This window comes from Knoellia tibetensis (genome assembly GCF_048606415.1).
GTDB classification, from domain to species: Bacteria; Actinomycetota; Actinomycetes; order Actinomycetales; family Dermatophilaceae; genus Knoellia; species Knoellia tibetensis.
In genome coordinates this window covers 1,266,706-1,285,256 of the sequence record NZ_JBMBWF010000001.1, presented here as the reverse complement: position 1 = coordinate 1,285,256, position 18,551 = coordinate 1,266,706, and the positions used below count along the sequence as shown (strand labels likewise).

The 18,551-nt window shown below is 72.4% G+C and carries 16 protein-coding genes and 1 tRNA gene; 8 read left to right on the top strand and 9 right to left on the bottom strand.

Annotation, left to right across the window (positions count from 1 at the left end; translation table 11 throughout):
* Positions 1–95 precede the first annotated feature (95 nt).
* From ACOJV7_RS06130 to ACOJV7_RS06115, 4 genes are all read left to right on the top strand, one after another.
* On the top strand, positions 96–1,943 hold the full coding sequence (locus ACOJV7_RS06130; protein WP_420189245.1) for a calcium-binding protein: 1,848 nt from the start codon (positions 96–98) through the stop codon (positions 1,941–1,943).
* Between the two features lie 335 nt (positions 1,944–2,278).
* Positions 2,279–2,896 (top strand): ANTAR domain-containing protein, encoded by a 618-nt coding sequence (locus ACOJV7_RS06125; RefSeq protein WP_420189244.1) that lies wholly within the window; start codon positions 2,279–2,281, stop codon positions 2,894–2,896.
* Positions 2,897–3,011: 115 nt separating this feature from the next.
* On the top strand, positions 3,012–3,728 hold the full coding sequence (locus ACOJV7_RS06120; protein WP_420189243.1) for an ANTAR domain-containing protein: 717 nt from the start codon (positions 3,012–3,014) through the stop codon (positions 3,726–3,728).
* A 5-nt stretch (positions 3,729–3,733) separates the two neighbouring features.
* The gene (locus ACOJV7_RS06115) at positions 3,734–4,432 is read left to right on the top strand and encodes a GAF and ANTAR domain-containing protein (protein ID WP_420189242.1); all 699 of its coding nucleotides are present in this window, start codon (positions 3,734–3,736) and stop codon (positions 4,430–4,432) included.
* A gap of 54 nt (positions 4,433–4,486) precedes the next feature.
* On the opposite strand, the gene ACOJV7_RS06110 is transcribed toward ACOJV7_RS06115, so the two are convergent.
* Positions 4,487–4,560: transfer RNA gene (locus tag ACOJV7_RS06110), tRNA-Gly, on the bottom strand.
* A gap of 32 nt (positions 4,561–4,592) precedes the next feature.
* Entirely contained in the window at positions 4,593–5,594 is a 1,002-nt protein-coding gene (locus ACOJV7_RS06105; protein ID WP_420189241.1) for a helix-turn-helix transcriptional regulator, read from the bottom strand.
* Between the two features lie 62 nt (positions 5,595–5,656).
* Here ACOJV7_RS06105 and ACOJV7_RS06100 point away from each other — a divergent pair, with 62 nt between their 5' ends.
* From ACOJV7_RS06100 to ACOJV7_RS06085, 4 genes are all read left to right on the top strand, one after another.
* Complete coding sequence (locus ACOJV7_RS06100) at positions 5,657–7,186, top strand: MFS transporter (RefSeq protein WP_420189240.1); 1,530 nt, start codon at positions 5,657–5,659, stop codon at positions 7,184–7,186.
* 78 nt (positions 7,187–7,264) lie between these two features.
* A complete protein-coding gene (gene dcd / locus ACOJV7_RS06095; protein ID WP_420189239.1) occupies positions 7,265–7,840 on the top strand; it encodes a dCTP deaminase in 576 nt (191 codons plus the stop codon).
* A 1-nt stretch (position 7,841) separates the two neighbouring features.
* A complete protein-coding gene (gene cutA / locus ACOJV7_RS06090) occupies positions 7,842–8,180 on the top strand; it encodes a divalent-cation tolerance protein CutA (RefSeq protein ID WP_420189238.1) in 339 nt (112 codons plus the stop codon).
* Complete coding sequence (locus tag ACOJV7_RS06085) at positions 8,177–8,827, top strand: alpha/beta hydrolase (protein ID WP_420189237.1); 651 nt, start codon at positions 8,177–8,179, stop codon at positions 8,825–8,827. The genes cutA and ACOJV7_RS06085 overlap by 4 nt, the downstream gene beginning before the upstream one ends.
* Here ACOJV7_RS06085 and ACOJV7_RS06080 read toward each other — a convergent pair.
* The 7 genes from ACOJV7_RS06080 to ACOJV7_RS06050 all read right to left on the bottom strand — a co-directional run bounded on the left by ACOJV7_RS06080 (position 8,824) and on the right by ACOJV7_RS06050 (position 18,491).
* Positions 8,824–10,530, bottom strand: coding sequence for an ABC transporter ATP-binding protein (locus ACOJV7_RS06080; protein ID WP_420189236.1), 1,707 nt, complete (start codon positions 10,528–10,530; stop codon positions 8,824–8,826). The genes ACOJV7_RS06085 and ACOJV7_RS06080 overlap by 4 nt on opposite strands.
* Positions 10,527–12,191 carry a GNAT family N-acetyltransferase gene (locus tag ACOJV7_RS06075; RefSeq protein ID WP_420189235.1) on the bottom strand — a complete coding sequence of 555 codons (1,665 nt, stop codon included), beginning with the start codon at positions 12,189–12,191 and terminating at the stop codon, positions 10,527–10,529. Before ACOJV7_RS06075 ends, ACOJV7_RS06080 begins: the two co-directional genes overlap by 4 nt.
* Positions 12,188–13,408 carry an anhydro-N-acetylmuramic acid kinase gene (locus ACOJV7_RS06070; RefSeq protein WP_420189234.1) on the bottom strand — a complete coding sequence of 407 codons (1,221 nt, stop codon included), beginning with the start codon at positions 13,406–13,408 and terminating at the stop codon, positions 12,188–12,190. Before ACOJV7_RS06070 ends, ACOJV7_RS06075 begins: the two co-directional genes overlap by 4 nt.
* Before the next feature lie 3 nt (positions 13,409–13,411).
* Positions 13,412–14,302, bottom strand: a complete 891-nt coding sequence (locus ACOJV7_RS06065; protein ID WP_420189233.1) for an ABC transporter permease — start codon at positions 14,300–14,302, stop codon at positions 13,412–13,414.
* Complete coding sequence (locus tag ACOJV7_RS06060; protein ID WP_420189232.1) at positions 14,299–15,291, bottom strand: ABC transporter permease; 993 nt, start codon at positions 15,289–15,291, stop codon at positions 14,299–14,301. Before ACOJV7_RS06060 ends, ACOJV7_RS06065 begins: the two co-directional genes overlap by 4 nt.
* Positions 15,288–16,877 (bottom strand): ABC transporter substrate-binding protein, encoded by a 1,590-nt coding sequence (locus ACOJV7_RS06055; protein ID WP_420189231.1) that lies wholly within the window; start codon positions 16,875–16,877, stop codon positions 15,288–15,290. The genes ACOJV7_RS06060 and ACOJV7_RS06055 overlap by 4 nt, the downstream gene beginning before the upstream one ends.
* Before the next feature lie 177 nt (positions 16,878–17,054).
* A complete protein-coding gene (locus ACOJV7_RS06050; RefSeq protein WP_420189230.1) occupies positions 17,055–18,491 on the bottom strand; it encodes an MFS transporter in 1,437 nt (478 codons plus the stop codon).
* Positions 18,492–18,551: the final 60 nt, after the last annotated feature.

The window sequence follows — 18,551 nt, the reverse complement described above, 5'->3', positions numbered from 1 at the left end:
GGGTGATGGGTGGGTCGTCGCGGCCCTATGATCCGCCTGCGGGGGGATCGGCGACGTGGCTGGCCTCCATCGACCACGCGTGGAAGTAGGCCGCTGTGCGCACCACCCTCATCGCCGCCCTGACGTGCCTCGGCACCCTCTCCGTGGGAGCGGTGGCGCTCGCCCCGGCAGCCCAGGCCGCGACCTACACGAGCAGTGGCGTGAAGTGCACCAAGGTGGGCACGCCCTGGAACGACACGATCCACGGCACGGCATACAACGACGTCATCTGCGGGCTGGGTGGCAACGACGTCATCTACGGCTGGTCGGGCAACGACGTCATCGACGCCGGTGTCGGGACCGACAAGGTCTACGGCGGGCGGGGCGCCGACACGATCTACGGGCAGGACGGCTACGACACCCTCAGCGGGCAGGAGGACAACGACCGCATCGAGGGTGGCGTCGGCAACGACATCATCGTCACGGCGAGCGGTGCCGACGTCGTCCTCTCGGGCGCTGGCCACGACTTCGTCGACCTCGGTGACGGCAACGACTGGGTCGATGGCGGCACCGGTGCCGACAAGCTCGTGGGTGGGACGGGGGCCGACACGATCGTCGGTGGCGCGGACGGCGACACCGTGAGTGGCGGGTCGGGCACGGACACGATCTATGGCAACGACGGCAACGACGACCTCGTCGGTGGCTCGGACCGCGACCTGCTCTCCGGCGGTGGCGGGACGAACTGGTGCGAGGTCGCGACGGATGATGTCCGCTACTCGTGCAAGACCGACGTCGAGAAGGCGGGGGCGCGCGACCTCTCGCTCTCACCGAGCACCGTCGACGTCACGAACGACTACGCGCTCGTGACCTACCGGGTCCGGGTCACCGACGACACGGGTGTGCTCACCGTGCAGGTGGGCGCGCAGTACGAGGACGGCACCGGCTACGCCAACGGAGGCATGGCGAGCCTCGAGTCGGGGACGATCCGCGACGGGTGGTGGACGGGCACGCTCAACGTGCCGCGCTACATCGAGTCGGGGTCGATGATGGTGAACGCCTTCATGAAGGACCGCGTCGGTCGCCACTCCAGCGCGGACTTCCGGGACGCGCTCAAGGTCGTGTCGCGCAACCCCGACCGCAGCGCCCCGAAGGTCGTCGACTCCTGGGTCGGTGCGACGACGGTGGACGTGCGGACGAGCGAGAGGACCTTCGGGGCCGCCGTGCGCATCCTCGACGACGTGGCCGGCGCCGCGCCCTGGAGCACCTACATCTGCCCTTCGCACCTCTATGCGGACGGGTTCCGACAGGCGGGTGCCTGCTCCAACCTCGAGCTCGTGAGCGGCACCATCCGCGACGGCTGGTGGCGGACCGACGTCACCATCCCCAAGGGCTCGGTGAGCGGCACGTGGAACCTCTCGGCGTGGGTCGAGGACGCCTCGTCGCGCTGGGGCACGACCTACTGGGACGGTCCGGACATGCACGCCTGGCAGGAGGCCAACCCGCCGGTGATGGGTGAGCTGCTCCCGGGCAAGGGCGGTCGCTTCGGCGTCGTCGGCGTCGGCGACTCGCACGCCCCGTCGGTGGCGACGGTGCGGATCAACCCGCACACCGTCGACGGTATGGCCGGTCCCTCGACGGTGACGATCGACGTGGCCGCGAAGGACGTCGAGGGCGTCAGCAGGGTGAGCGTGTTCGTCGGTGCGCAGACGTCCGACTCGTACGTCGAGCTGCCGGTGTCCGAGGGGCGGCTCGTGTCGGGGACCAGCCGCGACGGGGTGTGGCGGTTCACCGTCGACGTCGTCCAGGGCACGCCGCCGGACGAGTACCACCTGCAGGTCGCGGTCGAGGACCTCACCCACTGGGTGTCCTACGTGTCGCCCGGCTCGCAGCACGAGGGCAACGGCCAGATCACGCTCACGCCGTCGCAGCTGCCCGACAGCCCGGGCTTCATCACCGTCACCTGAGGGGGTCGCCGGCTTCTCGCGGCCGACACCGAACCGACGAGGGTCATGCACCGGTGGTGTGGCCGCGCCGCGGCTGATGACGACGGCAGCGGGCCCATGTGATGGTTGTGCGACCGCTGCTCCGCGGGTTGAATGGTGGGAGCTGCCGCAGGTCTGCGTTCGGCCTCCTTGCCACCGCGAGAGGAGGTGTGCCATGGGCGACGGTGAGAGCGAGACCGGGCGCCGCATCGTCGAGGGCCTCAGCGCGGTGACCGGGTCCCTCCAGCGCGTGACCGGGGACGAGGCGGATGCCGACGTGCTCTGCGCGGTGGTCCGTCGCGCGGTCGACGCCGACCATGCCTCCCTCTCCCGTCGTCCGGGGCGGCGCGGTGACCACCCTCGCCACGACGGACGACACGTCCAGGTCCGCGGACCGTCTGCAACAGGAGACGGGTCAAGGCCCCGCCTCGGGGGTCGGCTCGGCGACGGGCACCGTCCGGGTCGATGCACTCGACGGCGACTGTCCGTGGCCTGAGTTCGGCCGTCGTGCCTGCCAAGAGCTGGAACTGAACAGCCTGCTCACCCACGTCGTGCAGCTGGGTGACGGGGTGAGCGTCGTCCTCACGGGGTATGCCCGGAGCCGGTCGGCCTTCCTGCCGGAGCACGAGCCGGTGGTTGCCCTGCTCGGTGCCGTGGCGGCCGCGTCCGTGAGGGGGCTGGACGAGCGCCGTCGCGCGGACCAGCTCGAGAGCGCCCTGCGAACCAGCCGGCGCATCGGGGCGGCGCTGGGGATCATCATGGCGACGGAGGACGTCGACCTCGACCGTGCGTGGGACCTCCTGCGGCGGACCAGCCAGCACTCGAACGTCACGGTGGCCGACCTCGCTGTCCGCGTGGTGAGGCACGGGCCCTACGCCTCGCTCGAGGTTCTGGCGGATGCCGCGGTGCACGACCCGTCTCTCCGACCCTGGTGAGGGTGGTCCGCGGCCCGAGCTCGTCGGGGAGCCGCACGTCGAACCGGGGTGCACCCGCGTAACGTTGCGGGTGCAACGTGACCCATCCGGTCCCGACTCGAGGAGGTGACCGGCGGTGGACGTCGACGACATCCTCACCTCCCTCGCTCGCGGTCTCGTCGAGGGGGCCGACCGTGGCGTCGCCCTCCCCCTGCGACTCGGTCGCTCGGCCGCGCGCGTCCTCGACTGCGACGGCGCCGCCATCACCATGGCCTACACCCAGCCCGAGCGCGTGACGCTGTGCGCCACGGACGACACGGCGCTCATCCTGGAGGAGGCCCAGGACGTCACCGGTCAGGGGCCGGGGCCCGACGCGTTCACCACGGGTGCCTACCGGCACCTCGAGCTCGTCGACGCCGACGACCGCCTCGGCTCCTGGCCACTGCTCCGCTTCGACTCGGTCCCCGACCTGGCTCCGCTCGTCGTCCACGCGCTGCCCCTCGGGCCGACGGGTGAGGTGGTGGGCGTCCTCACGCTCTACCAGCGCGGTCTCGGGCGCAGCATCGACCTCGAGGTGGCCGGCATCGTCTCGCGCGCGGTCACGGCCGCGCTGTTGGCCGACGTGCCGACGCAGTCGTTCATCGACAACGGTCCGTGGTCGGAGCGCGCAGAGGTGCATCAGGCGACCGGCATGGTGGTCGCCCAGCTCCACGTCCCCGAGGCCGATGCCCTCGCCCTGATCCGCGCCCATGCCTACTCCAACGACCAGAGCGTCGGCGCCAGTGCGCAGGCCGTCGTCACACGGAGGCTGCGCTTCGCCGCCTCCCCCGACCAGGAGATCGAGACATCATGAGCCGCATGAGCGTGTCCCACGTGCTGGCGAGGGCCAACGCCGACATGGTGGCGGCCGACCTCGACGTGACCGGCGCGCTCGCCTCGTTGCTCGCCGGGATCCTCGAGGCGCTTCCTGCCGACGCGGCCGCGGTGCTCGTCGAGGTCGACGGGCACCTCGAGGTGCTCGCCGCCACGTCGCACCGGGCCGAGGAGCTCGAGGGGTACCAGGCCCAGGTGGACGAGGGCCCGTGCCTGGACGCGATCCGCAGCGGACGGCTGGACGAGGCCTGCGGGCGTGACCTGCTGGTGGACCGCTGGCCCGTGACCGGTCCGACCATCCTGCGGGCCGGCTTCTCTGCAGTGGCCGCCGTCCCACTCCTGTGGCACGGAGGCACCTTCGGCGCCCTCAATGTCTTCAGGAACGAGCCGGAGGGTTTCGGTGACGACCTCCTCGACTGTCGCGCACTGGGCGACGCGCTCACGCTGGTCCTCGCTGCCCGTGCCCTCGGTCCCGACCACGTCGTCGAAGGGCTGAGGGAGGCGCTGCGGGACCGGGCGGTGGTCGAGCAGGCCAAGGGGGCCCTGGCCGAGATACGTTCCCTCGACATGGCGGACGCCTATGACGCCCTCGTGGCGCTCGCTCGCGCACTCGGTGAGCCCCTCGGTGCCACCGCGCGCCTGGTCATGGACGAGGCCCGCTCGGGCCACCCCGGCCGGGGGTAGCCCTGTACACCTCCCCAGCCGGCGTGCGTCGAGCGGAACCCATTCGAGCCGTGGTGGAGCCGGTGACGGGAATCGAACCCGCGTGTCCAGCTTGGGAAGCTGGCGCTCTACCATTGAGCTACACCGGCAAGCGCCCCCGTTCGAGGGCGCGGACGAGAGTTTAGCCCACCGTCCCGGCCGGTTCGCGGCCACCGTCGGCAGTCGCCGCCGCGAACCTCGACGCCCATGACGCCATCGCCTCGCGCACCTCCGCGTCGGCTTCCTCGACCGCGAACGGAGCGCCGGCGAGCCCCATCCCGAGCAGCAGGAACCCGAGCTCCCGCGCCTCGGCCTCGACCCGGCAGCGTCCGTCGCCGAGGTCGGTCACCGTCGTCCACCGGCCGATCCGCTGCTCGATCTCGCTCGCCGGTGCGGACACGACCGTGACCAGGCGGTGCGCCTCGGTGCGTCCCTGCAACCCCGCCCGCACGTATGCCGCCGCGTCGCCACCGGGGATCTCTCGCCGGCGGAAGAGCGACTTCGTCCCCTGCGGCTCGCTCAGCCGGTCGAGCCGGAACGAGCGCCAGTCGGCCCGCTCGAGGTCGTAGGCCAGCAGGTACCACCGCCTCCCCACGGTGACGAGCTGGTGCGGCTCGACGTGACGTCGTGCCTCCTCACCGGCAGCAGCGCCGCCACGAGCGGTGTAGGAGAACCGGATCCGCTCCGAGTCCCGGATCGCCTGGGCGATCGCGCCGAGCACCGACGCCTCGACCTCGGGCGCCTCGGCGAACGGCGCGTCGACGGTCACCGAACGCAGGGCCTCGGCCCGGCGACGCAACCGGGCGGGCAGCACCTGCACCACCTTGGACAGGGCGGACAGCGTCGAGTCGGCCAGGGCACCCGACTGCGCCGATGCCGTCTGCCCCAGCGCGACGACCATCGCGATCGCCTCGTTCTCGTCGACGACGAGCGGCGGCATCGACCCACCTGCCCCGAGCTGGTAGCCGCCCTCGACCCCGCGGGACGAGGAGACCGGGTAGCCGAGCTCGCGCAACCGGTCGATGTCGCGGCGCAGGGTGCGCTCCGAGACCTCGAGCCGGGACGCGAGCTCGCCACCCGGCCAGAACCGGTGGGTCTGGAGCAGCGACAGCAGCCGGAGGGTGCGAGAGCTCGTGTTGGCCATGGATCGAGAGTCCCAGACACAGCGGACAGAAAGTGGCCGGAATGCTCAATAGCGTCATTCCCATGACCACAGCAACAGCTCCGGAAGCAGCCACCTCGCCCGTCACCGACGCGCCCGTCACCGACGCGCCCGCCGCCGACACCCAGACCGCAGGATTCGACACCCCGATCAGCGGCCGTGCGCGCACCCTCGCCCTCGTCAGCCTGCTCCTCGCCTCGATGATGGAGCTCATCGACATCACGATCGTCAACGTCGCCCTCCCGACGATCGAGTCGGCCCTCGGCGCGAGCTCGGGGATGCTCCAGTGGGTCGTCGCGGCCTACCCGCTCGCGTTCGGCGTCTCGCTCATCACCGGCGCCAGGCTCGGTGACCGGTTCGGTCGTCGCCGGCTCTTCCTCGTCGGGCTCGTCGGGTTCACGGTCGCCTCGGCCGCGTGCGGCTTCGCTTCGGGCATCGAGGCGCTCGTCGCCTTCCGCGTCCTCCAGGGCGTCGCGGCGGCGGCGATGGTGCCGCAGGTCCTCACGAGCATCCAGGTGATGTACGCCCCGCACGAGCGCGGCACCGCCATGGGCATCTTCTCCGGCCTCGCCGGCATCTCCGCCGTCCTCGGCCCGATCCTCGGCGCGGTCCTCACCGAGGCGGCCGGCTGGCGCTGGGTCTTCCTCGTCAACGTCCCGATCGGCGTCCTCGCCCTCCTCGCCGCGCTCCGCTTCGTCCCGGAGTCGCGCGCCGCCCGCGCCCCGCGCATCGACCTGCGCAGCGCCGCGATCCTGTCCGCCGGCCTGCTCGCCGTGCTCTACCCGCTCGTCATGGGTCACGAGCTCGGCTGGCCGACCTGGACGTATGCCGTCATGGCGACCGGCGTTGTCGTCCTCGCCGCGCTCGTGCGCTCCCAGCACAAGCAGGGCCGTCGTGGTGACGACCCGATGATCGCGACCGAGCTCTATGCCGGACTGGCCTTCACCGGCGGGACCGTCGTCGGCGCCCTCCTCTTCGTCGCCAGCGCCGGCTACTTCCTCGCCAACACGCTCTACTTCCAGCTCGGGCTCGGTTGGAGCGTCCTTAAGGCCGGGCTCGTCGGCATCCCGTTCGCCGTCGTCTGCACCGTCACCGCCGGCCTGGGCGCGGCCGTGCTCATGCCGAAGATCGGTCGGGCCGTCCTCAGCCTCGGCGCGGTCGTCATGGCGCTCGGCGCGGGCCTCACCGCCGTCGCGGTCGTCGGCGCGACCTCGACGACGAGCTTCTGGGTCTTCGTCCCTGGCATCGTCGTCATCGGCGCGGGGTTCGGCTTCGTCGTCTCGTCGACGGCCCCGCTCGGGCTCATGCACGTCGAGGGGCGCCACGCGGGCGCGGCCTCGGGCCAGTTCAACACCACGGGGCAGCTCTCCAACGCGGTCGGCGCGGCCGCGCTCGGCACGCTCTTCTTCGAGGTGGCCGGCCGGCAGAGCGGATCGGTGCCCACGGACCTCTTGGGGCCGGCATACGTCGTCGTCCTCGTGGTCGTCGCGGCACTCTCGCTCGTGACCGCGGTGGCGACCCGGATCATCCCGGCGGACGCGCACGTCGGCGCGGACCCCACGCAGGCGCACTGACTCGGAGCGACCTGACGTCCGGTGGGCAGCGCGGCTGCCCACCGGACGCGCGGCGTCCCCGCCGACTACTGTGGCGTCGTGCTGCTGAGCGACCGTGACATCAGGACCGAGATCGACAACGGACGGGTCGTCCTCGACCCGTGGGACCCGGAGATGATCCAGCCGAGCAGCATCGACGTGCGCCTCGACCGCTACTTCCGGCTCTTCGACAACCACAAGTACCCCTACATCGACCCGTCCGAGGACCAGCCCGACCTCACCCGCCTCGTCGAGGTCGACCCGGACGAGGCGTTCGTGCTCCACCCGGGCGAGTTCGTCCTCGGCTCGATCTACGAGACCGTCACGCTCCCCGACGACGTCGCGGCCCGCGTCGAGGGCAAGTCGAGCCTCGGCCGTCTCGGCCTGCTCACCCACGCGACGGCGGGCTTCGTCGACCCGGGCTTCTCCGGCCACGTCACCCTCGAGCTGAGCAACGTCGCCACGCTGCCCATCAAGCTCTGGCCCGGCATGAAGGTCGGCCAGCTCTGCTTCTTCCGCCTCTCGAGCTCGGTCGAGAACCCCTACGGCTCCTCGAAGTACGGCTCGCACTACCAGGGCCAGCGCGGACCCACCGCCAGCCGCAGCTTCAAGAACTTCCACCGCACGCAGGTCTGACGTGTCCGGCGGCAGCAGCCTGCTCGAGGTCCGCATCGCGGCCCCGGCCGACGACGCCTCGCGCATCGCCCGTCTCCTCGTCGAGGAGCGCCTCGCCGCCTGCGCGCAGGTCCTGCCCGCCATGACGTCGACGTTCCGGTGGGACGGCGAGGTGACGACGGCTGAGGAGCACCTCGTCCTCGCCAAGACCCACGCCTCCCGCTTCGACGCGATCCTCGACCGGGTCGGCGAGGTCCACCCCTACGAGACGCCCGAGATCATCGCCGTGCCGATCGTCGAGGCCAGTGCCGCGTATGCCGCGTGGCTCGTCGCCCAGGTCGGCGTGGGCGAGCGCCCGTGAAGGACCCCCTCGACCGGCTCGTCGCCCACGACCTGCGCGGCACGATGCCGCCATCACCCGAGGGCGTCGCGCTCGTCCTCCACGGCGGTGGCGAGAAGGGCTTCGGCCCGATGCCGTGGTGGGACGGTCCGGTGCTGCGCATGTGGCCCTTCGCCAGGGCGATCGAGCGCCGGGCGGGCGACCGGCTCGCCGTCATCCGCCTCAAGAACCGCTACTTCGGCTGGAACGGCGTCGAGCAGACCCCGCTCACCGACGCCCGCTGGGCGCTCGAGCGCATCCGCGAGAGGTATGCCGGCCTGCCCGTCGCGCTCATCGGCCACTCCATGGGTGGCCGGGTCGCGACCTCGCTCGCCGGCGAGCCCGATGTGACGACCCTCGTCGGGCTTGCCCCGTGGGTCGAGGCCGGGGACCCCCGACCCGGTCGACCGGGGCTGCGCGTGCTGCTCATGCACGGTGTCGACGACCGGACGACCGACCCCGCGCGCACGATCCGGCTCGGCGAGGAGCTGCGCGCGAAGGGGGCCGACGTCACGTGGCGGCCCGTGGAGGGGGAGGGCCACTCGATGCTGCGGCACGCGGCGACGTGGCACCGCGAGGTCGCCGAGTTCGTGACGGAGTCGCTCCTCGACGGCTCGCGTCCGGGCTAGGCACCCTTCGGGATCGCCGACAGCAGCTCCCGGGTGTAGTCCTCGCGCGGATCGCCGAAGAGCGCCTCAGGAGAACCGGACTCGACGATCCGACCGCGCTGCATGACGTGCACCTCGTCGGAGATCATCCTCACGACGGCGAGGTCGTGGCTGATGAAGAGGTAGGCCAGCCCGAGCTGGGACTGCAGCCGGGCGAGCAGCTCGAGGATCTGTTGCTGGACGAGTACGTCGAGTGCGGACACCGCCTCGTCGAGGACGACGAGATCCGGCTCGAGCGACAGGGCACGCGCGATCGCCACCCGCTGTCGCTGACCGCCCGAGAGCTGGTGCGGGTGCCGGTCGGCGGCGTCGGCGGGCAGGGCGACCTGCTCGAGCAGCTCGGCCACGCGCTGCCGACGGCTCGCCCTGTCGCCGATGCCGTGCACCGCCATCGGCTCGGAGATGCTGCGCCCGACCGTGAACCGCGGGTCGAGCGAGGCGTAGGGGTTCTGGAAGACCGGCTGGACGCGACGACGGACGGCCTTGAGCGCCCGGCGTCCGCCGGCGCGCTCCTGGCCGTCGACCAGCACCGTGCCCGAGGTCGGCTCGACGAGCCCGAGCAGCATGTTGGCGACCGTCGACTTGCCGGATCCGGACTCGCCGACGACCGAGACCGTCCGGCCCGCGGGGATCGTCAGGCTCACCCCGTCGACCGCCGTGTATGCCGGCCCACGCAGCGCGTGGGACCCGCGCCCGCCTCCGTAGACCTTGACGAGGTCGCGGACCTCGACGAGGGCCGGACCCCCGGGTGCCGGCGTTGTCGCGGCGGTGGATCCCGGTCCGCGCAGGGTGGCGACGGGTCCGCGAGGCGTGGCCGTGGTGCCGGGGATGGCCGCGAGCAGGCGCTTGGTGTAGTCGTGCTGCGGGGCGTGCATGACGTCCTGGGCGCTGCCGATCTCGACGATCTCACCGGCTTGCATGACCGCCACCCGGTCGGCGCGCTCGGCCGCGAGGGTGAGGTCGTGGGTGATGAGCAGGACCGCGGTGCCCAGCTCGTCGGTGAGCCCGTCGAGAAGGTCGAGGACCCGCCGCTGCACGGTGACGTCGAGGGCCGACGTCGGCTCGTCGGCGATGAGCAGGGCGGGCCTGCAGGCCAGCCCCATCGCGATGAGGACGCGTTGGCGCATGCCGCCGGAGAACTCGTGGGGGTACTGCCGGGCCCGCTCTCGCGCGTCGTCGATGCCCACGGCGGTGAGCAGCTCGACGGCACGGTCGCGGGCGCCCTCGCCCGTCGCGAGGTCGTGGACCTCGAACGCCTCGGCGACCTGGTCCCCGACCCGCATGACCGGGTTGAGGTTGGTCATCGGGTCCTGCGGCACGAGGCCGATGCCCGCACCCCGCAGGGCCTGGAGCTCGCGCGGGGCGAGGGCTGCCACGTCCCGCCCGCCGACGACGATGTGCCCGCTGCTGATCTCGGCCGTGTCGGGCAGGAGCCGGTTGACCGCGGCGGCCGTCGTCGACTTGCCCGACCCGGACTCACCGACGAGCGCCAGCGTCTCGCCGCGCGCGATGTCGAACGAGACGCCCCGGACCGCCGGGCTGAGCCCGCGCCGGGACCGGAAGCCGATGTGCAGGTCGCTGATGCTCAGCGCCGGCTGGTCTGCTGAGCCCCCGCCGGCGGAGGTCGTGATGGAGCCTGCGGCGGTGCGGTGCGGGTCGCTCATCGGGGCGCCTCCTCGAGTGGCAGCTCGGCCTGGAGCACGCGCTCCCAGAGCCGGTCGGTCGGGACGGGCGTGCCGTCGTGCAGGTGCCGGTTCGTCGCCATCGCGAGGACCTTGGGCTCGCCGCCGAGCCGGACGCCCAGCGCCATACCCGTGAACCCGGGGTGCCAGGCGAGGCGCTGCTCACCGTCGGCGCCCAGTGGCCGGAGGCGGAAGCCCAGTCCCTGCAGCGGGTCAGGCCCGGCTGTCGTGAACTGCTCGACGACGGCGTCGCTCCACAGCCCGTGGCTCGTGTCGACGAGCACGCGACCGAGGCCCAACAGGTCGGGGACGGACCCGAAGAGTCCGGCGTGGCCGGACACCCCACCCATCGCGTGGAAGGCGTTGGCGTCGTGCACGCTCCCGTGGACGGGAGCGCGCCTCACGACCGGCGGGATCGCGGGGTCTGGTCGGAGGTGCACGGGATAGGGCTCTCCGGTCGCGATCATCCGCTCCTCCCAGCCCTCGTCGAGCGCCGACGCGGCCACCCCCGCGCGGCCTCCGGCCGCCGACTCTCCGCCCTTGGCAGCCTCCCTCCCGCCGGCTCCACCCCAGGCGGCTCCGCCCCCGGCGTCCTCGCCCACTGCACTACCCGGCCCTCCTGTAGGTCGGAAGTGCAGGCCGAGGCCGAGCGGCTCGGTGACGAGCGACCGGACGGCCTCGTCGAGGCCTAGTCCGGTCACCTCCTCGACGACCGCGCCGAGGGCGATGAACGACAGGTCCGAGTACGCGAACGCCTCGTCGACGCCACCACCCCGCGGCAGCCCGGGCAGCAGCGCGAGCACCTCGTCCCGCGAGCGCGCCACGTGGTGCAGCGGCTGCCACGGCAGCAGCCCGGCGCGGTGGCGCAACAGGTCGCGCAGCGTGGGGTCCGCCCCCGACCATGCGAGGTGCTGTGACACCGGCGCATCGAGGTCCAGCCGCCTCGCGGAGACGAGCGCCATCACCGCGCACGTCGTGACGAGCTTCGTCACCGAGGCGAGGTCGTGCACGGTGTCCGCCGTCATCGGCGCACCCGAGGTGTCGCGGACACCGGCGGCCCACACGTCCGCGCCCTCGTGCGACCAGACGCCGACGACCGCGCCGGCGGGCGGGTTCTCGCCGGCGTCGACGCAGACACCGCGGCCCACCAGCACCCGGGCGGCCCCTCCGGGGTCGGTCCGGGTGAGGTGGGCCTCCGGCATACGGATGCGGTCGTCGGTGCGCGTGCCACCGTCCGGGAGCCAGCCGCGCGAGGCGTAGAAGCCCCGCGCGCGTGCGTTGTCCGAGAGGACCCAGAGGTCGGCCCCGGCCACTCGGCCCGCTGCTGCGTCCGCGGCGTCGAGCAGGCGACCACCGACGCCCGAACCCTGCGCCTGGGGCGCGACGTAGAGCGAGTGCACGGCGAGCCGGTCGTCCGAGGCGGTGAACCGCACGACCCCGACGACCCGGCCGTCGTCGTCGGTCGCGACGAGGATCTCGTCGCGACCGAGCGCGTCGGCCCAGAGGGCGTCGGCGTCGGCCCGCGACAACCCGGAGAGGGCCGACGTGGGTGCGAAGACGGCATACGAGCGGGTCCAGCACTGCCAGAAGACGTCCTGGACCGCCGCCAGGTCCCCGGCGGTGGCGGCGCGGATGAGGGTCACCGCACGACCACCAGCGCTCGCGGCAGGTCGGTCAGCGGCTCGGGCAGGCGGAGCGGCTCGACGCCGGGCGTCAGCGAACCGAGCACCCTCGGCCCGGAGGCGCCGGTGGCGGCGGGGACGTTGCCGGGCAGCCCATGCCACGTCGCCCACCCCATGAGCGCGAAGGCGAACGCCTCCTTGAGGTCGGTCGGGATCCCGAGGTCCTCGGTCGTGTCGATGCGCACGCCCATCGCGGCGTCGGCGAGCGCAGCCATGAGGACGGGGTTGTCGCAGCCACCGCCCGAGGCGAGGACGCGTGTGACCCGAGCGCGCAGGAGCTCGCGACCGACGACCTCGCCGGTGAGCCGGGTGAGCGTCGCGACGAGGTCGGCGTCGCCGATCTGGTTGTCGCCCAGTGCTGCTCGCACGTGGTCGAGGTGGAAGTACTCCTTGCCCGTCGACTTCGGCGCGGGCAGGTCGTAGTAGGGGTCCGACATGAGGTCGGCGAGCAGGTCCTCGTCGACCTTGCCGCTCGCGGCGATCTCGCCGCCGACGTCGTAGCCCACCGGCGTGAGACCGCGAGCCGTGACGACCGCGTCGACGAGCCCGTTGGCCGGACCGATGTCGTATGCCGTGATGCGCACCTGGCCGTCCGCGTCGCGCTCGACGCGGGTCATGTTGGAGATGCCCCCGAGGTTGAGCGCGGCGACGACCTCGGGACGCGCGCCCCCGTCCGCCTCTCGTGCGGCACCGGCGAGCGCCAGCACGTCGAGGAGGGGCACGAGGGGGGCGCCGTGGCCCTGTGCCGCAACGTCCCGCGCGCGCAGGTCGCTGACGACGGGCACGCCGAGACGCTCGGCGATCCACGCCGGCTGGCCGATCTGCATCGTCCCGAGGGCGTGACCGCCCTCGACCCAGTGGTAGACGGTCTGGCCGTGGCTCGAGACCGCGTCGACGCCGCCGACCTCGTCGGCCACCTCCGCCGCCACCGTCGCGAAGTGCCGCCCCACGAGGGTGTCGAGCTGGGTGAGCTCGTGCGCGGTGCACGGGCCGGGTGGCAGTGCCGCGACGAGCCGGGCGCGGAGCTCGGGCGGGTAGGGCGTCGAGCGCCCACCGACGACGCGGGCCTCGAGCACGTCGTCGCGTAGCCCGAGCTCGACGACGACGGCGTCGACCGCGTCGAGCGAGGTGCCCGAGATGAGGCCCAGCCAGCGCATGGTGGTCGTGGGTGTCGTCATGCGTCAGTCCCGTCCCTTGACGTCGAAGGCGTCGCGCAGTCCGTCGCCGAGGAGGTTGAGCCCGGCGACAAGGAGCACGACGACGATGCCGGGCGCGATCATCGTCCAGTTCGCGATCGACACGATGTTGCGCGACTCGAAGATCATCGAGCCGAGCGAGGGTGCCGGAGGCGGAGTGCCGAGGCCGAGGAACGACAGCGACGCCTCGGTGAGCACTGCCCACGAGAGAGACAGCGCCGTCTGGACGATGACGAGCCCGCTGATGTTGGGCAGCACGTGCAGCGCCATCGTCGCCCACGGGTTCTGGCCCGTGCTCACGGCGGCCCGGACGAAGTCCTGCTCGCGCAGCGAGAGCACCGGCCCGCGCGCGACCCGGAAGAAGATCGGCACATAGACGACGGCGATCGCGAGTGCGACGGTGAACCACGTCCGGTCGAGCACCGACACGAGGGTGAGCGCGAGCAACAGCGGCGGGAACGCGAAGAGGACGTTGGCCACGCCGCCGGTGACGGCGTCGACGGCGCCCCGCAGGTAGCCCGCGACGACTCCGGCGAGGGTGCCGACGACGGCGGAGAGTGCGACGGCCACGGTCGCGATGAGCACCGAGTTCGCCAGACCCGCGGCAACGCGCGAGAAGACGTCGCGCCCGAACTGGTCCGTGCCGAACCAGTGGGCACCCGAGGGCCGCTGGAGCCGGTTCGGCGCGTCCTGCGCGATGGGGTCGTGGGGGAGGACGCCGAGCCAGGCGAGCACGGCCACGACGAGGAGCACGCCCATGACGACGAGCCCGAGCACGCCCGGGACCGAGCGTCGCAGGCGGTGCCACGGCCGGGTGGGGGCCGATGTGACGTCGACGGACAGCTCTCCGGCCGCTCCGGTCGCCTCGGCGCTCACGACGCGCGCACCCGGGGGTCGACGACCCGGTAGGCCAGGTCGGTGGCGAGGTTCACGAGCACGAAGGCGAGCGCGATGACGAGGACGGTGCTCTGCACGACGGCGTAGTCCTTCTGCTGGATGCCGAGCAGCACCTGCCGCCCGATGCCGGGCAGCGAGAAGATCTGCTCGATGACGACGGCGCCACCGAGGAGGTAGCCGAGCTGGAGGCCGGTCATCGTCGTCACCGGCAGCAGCGCGTTGCGCAGGACGTGGCGGCGACGCAGCCTCCGCTCACCGACGCCCTTGGCGCGCGCAGTGCGGACGAAGTCCTCGTCGCGCACGGACAGCACTGCGGTCCGGGTCGTGCGGGCGATGGGCGCCGCGATCCCGAACCCCAGGGTGAGCGCGGGCAGGAGCATCTGCTGCAGGTTGAGGCCGAGCGACGAGACCGACTGCCACGGGACGGCATACGGCTGTCCGTTGGGGTTGAAGCCGAGTCCGGAGGCGGCATAGGTGAGGAGGAAGCTCGCGAGGAGGAAGGCCGGCACGGACAGCCCGAGGAGCGCGAGGGCCTGACCCGCGCCGTCGCGCCACGTGTTCGGTGCCCCGGCGGCGAGCATGCCGACCGGGATGCCGAGCAGCAGCGCGACGAGGATCGACAGCGCCGCGAGCTCGAGCGTCACCGGCAGCGCGGCCGCGGTCAGCGACGCCACGCTCGTGCGGGAGCGCACCGACCAGCCGAGGTTGCCCGAGAGCAGCTCGCCCAGCCACGAGACGAACTGGGTGACGAGCGGCTGGTCGATGCCGTAGTACTCGCGCAGCGCGGCCTGCTGCACGGGGGTGAGCGCGGCCGCCTCCGTCCCGAGCGACGCCGTGATCTGGTCGCCCGGGATCGCGCGGAGCATGACGAAGACGAGCAGCGCCACCCCGAGCAGCGTCGACGCGATCGCGAGGACGCGCCAGCCGAACCTCCCCAGGGTGTGTGCCGTCACTGCCGTCGAGGTCACTGGATGGTCGTCGTGCGGAGCGACTGCAGGCTGCCGTTGCTCATGGGCACGAAGCCGCCGACCTTCGACGACGCGACGGTGTAGGAGTTGCCGGTGAAGAGCCAGACCCACGCCGCGTTGTCCTCGAGGTGCTGCGAGACCTTGGCGTAGACCTCCTTGCGCTTGGCCTCGTCCTGCGTCGCCTTGCCCTCGGCGAAGAGCGCATCGAGCTCGGGCGAGGAGTAGCCGGCGACGGCCTGGAGGTTGCCCTTGCTCGTGAAGTAGCGGCCGTACATCGTGTCGGGGTCCGGGCGACCGCCGTTGAGCGCGACGGCGGCCTCGAAGTCACCCGCGACCCAGCGGTCGACGAAGGCGGAGATGTCGAGCACCTCGAGGTCAAGGGTGATCCCGGCCTCGGCGAGCTGGCTCTTGAGGTTCTGGGCCTCGTTGACCGAGGTCGCGTACTCGCCCTGGCTGACGATCGTCCTGAGGGTGAGCGCGGGCTTGCCGGCCTTGGCGAGCAGCTCCTTGGCCCTGGCGACGTCGCGCTTGGGGCACGGGCGCTTGGTCGGGTCCGACTTGTACTCCGGTGCCGTGATCGGGCCGGTCACCTCGCCCTCCCCGTATGCCGCGGTGTCGAGGACCTGCTGCCGGTCGACCGCGCACTGGATGGCGAGCCGGACGTCGAGGTCCGCGAGGGCGGGCTGGGTCGTGCTCGTCGACTTGAGCTGGAGCGCGTGGTAGCCCAGCTGCGGCGTCTTGGTGACGGTCAGGTCGCCGCCCTCGGCGGTCCGGGCGACGAGCGGGTCGTTGATCGCCGCCAGGTGGACGTTGCCGGACTTGAGCGCGGTGACGATGGCGTTCTCGTCGGGCACGACCCGGAACTCGATCCCGTCGAGCAGGGCCTTCTCGCCCCAGTAGGCGTCGTTGCGCTTGAGCTTGACCGACTGGGACGGCGTGCGGCTCTCGAACGTGAACGGCCCGGTGCCGTTGGGCTTGGTCTCGAGCGCGCTCATCGCGGCCGCGTCGGCGGTCTCGGACGGCAGCATCGCGACGTTGACGCTGGCGAGGCCGGCGGGGAGGGCGGCGTCAGGGGCGGAGAGCGCGAGGGTGACAGTCGAGGGGTCGGTGGCCGTGACCTCGGTGATGTTGGCGAGGGCGCTGCGCGCGACGGCGGCGGTCTTCTCGTCGCGGATCGCGTCGAGCGAGAACTTCACGTCGGCCGAGTCGAACTCGCTGCCGTCGGTGAACTTCACGCCCTTGCGGAGCGTGAGGGTGAGGGTCTTGCCGTCCGCGGACGGCTCCCACTTCTCGGCGAGGCCAGGGACCGTGCCGAGGTTCCTGTCGTACTCGGTGAGGGTGCCGTAGACCGTGCCGAGGACGTTGACGGCCTGGAACTGCGTGGCCTTCCAGGGCATGAGGGTGTCGGGGTCGCTCGTCATCGCGAAGACGGCGGTGCCCCCGGGCTTGCCCGGCTCGGCATTGGCCTCGGCGCCGGAGCCGGTGCCGTTCGTGGCGCCGCTGGAGCACGCCGCCACGAGGACGAGGGAGGCGGCTGCGAGGGCCGCGAGGCTTCCGGGTGCGGACGGGCGGGCGATGCGGATCATCGTCGATCTCCTGTGCCTTCGGGTGCGTCGCAGGGGGCGGACCGGAGAAACCCTACAGTCGGTAATGCACCAGCGGAAGATTCCTACATCATCCGTTCAGGGGGCGGGCGTGCCGAACGGGAGGAATTGGCGAGTTGGGCGCGCACGGGGATGTGCCGAACGGGAGGAATTGGCGAGTTAGGCACGCACGGGGTCAGGGTCGGGATCGGGGGTGTGCTGGGGAGTGGTGCCGGCGAGCCCGAACCAGCTGACGATGCCGCCGGTGGTGAGCAGCACGGCGCACACGACCATCGCGGCCCGGAAGCCCGACGTCATCGCCGACGGCTGCTGGTAGTCGTCGCCGGAGAGCCCGACGAGCGCCGGCAGGGCAGCCACGGCGAGGAGCGAGCCGGCGCGGGCGACGGCGTTGTTGACGCCACTGGCGACACCGGCATACCGGTCGGGGGCGGCGGCGAGGACGGTCGAGGTGAGGGGGGAGACGAGGAGTGCGAGCCCGAGTGCGAAGACGACGAGCCCGGGGAGGACGGTCCACCACGTCGCGCCGCGCCCGGCCGGCAGCAGCAGGAGCGCGCCGACCGCGCAGACGACCGGCCCGACGGACATCGGGATCCGCGGCCCGATCCGCTCGGAGAGCTGCGAGGCCCGCGACGACAGCAGCATGAGTGCAATCGTCACGGGCAGGCCGGTGAGCCCGGCCGACAGCGCGGACCAGCCGGCGGAGACCTGGAGCTGGAGGACGAGGATGAAGAAGACGACGCCGAGCGCGCCGTAGACAACGAAGGTCATCGCGTTGGCCGCGGAGAAGACCCGGTCGCCGAAGAGCGACAGCTGGACGAGCGGTGTGTGTGCGCGCGACTCCACGACGACGAACGCCACTGCCGCGACGACGGCGAGGACGGACACGGCGACGAGCAGCGGCCGGCTCATCGTCGCCGACGCGGTGAGCGCGTAGGTGAGGCCACCGAGCGCGAGCACCGTGAGCGCCGCCCCGAGGACGTCGAACCCGCGGCCCGTCGCCTCGGTGTCGCGGGACTCCGGCGTCGCATAGAGGGTGAGGGCGATGACGCCGAGGCACAGCGGCACGTTGATGCCGAAGATCCAGCGCCAGCCGCCGTTGTCGACGAGCCAGCCACCGACGAACGGGCCGATGGCGGCGGCGATGCCGGACAGGCCCGCCCACGTGCCGATCGCCGCGGCGCGGTCCTCGCGCCGGAAGGCCGACTGGATGATCGCGAGCCCGCCGGGGGTGAGCAGGGCGCCGCCGATGCCCTGGAGGACCCGGGTGGCGACGAGCTGGCCGGGCGTCTGCGCGACGGCGCAGAGTGCGCTCGCGACGAGGAACCACACCATCCCGACGAGGTAGACGCGCCGCCGGCCGAGCCGGTCGCCGAGCGCGCCCCCGACGAGGACGAGCGAGGCGAGGGCGAGCATGTAGCCGTTGATGACCCACTGGAGCTGCTCGAGCGAGGCGTCGAGCTCGGTGCCGATGGTGCGCAGGGCCACGTTGACGACCGAGCCGTCGAGGATCGCGATGCCCGACCCGAGGGTCACGGCCGTGAGGGTGAGGCGGCCGCGGGTCTCGTCCCGGGCGAGGAGTTCGGTCACACGCGCCATTCTCACCGGCTACCGCCCGGTACCGCGACGGGCACGACGAAGGGCCACCCCGATCGCGGT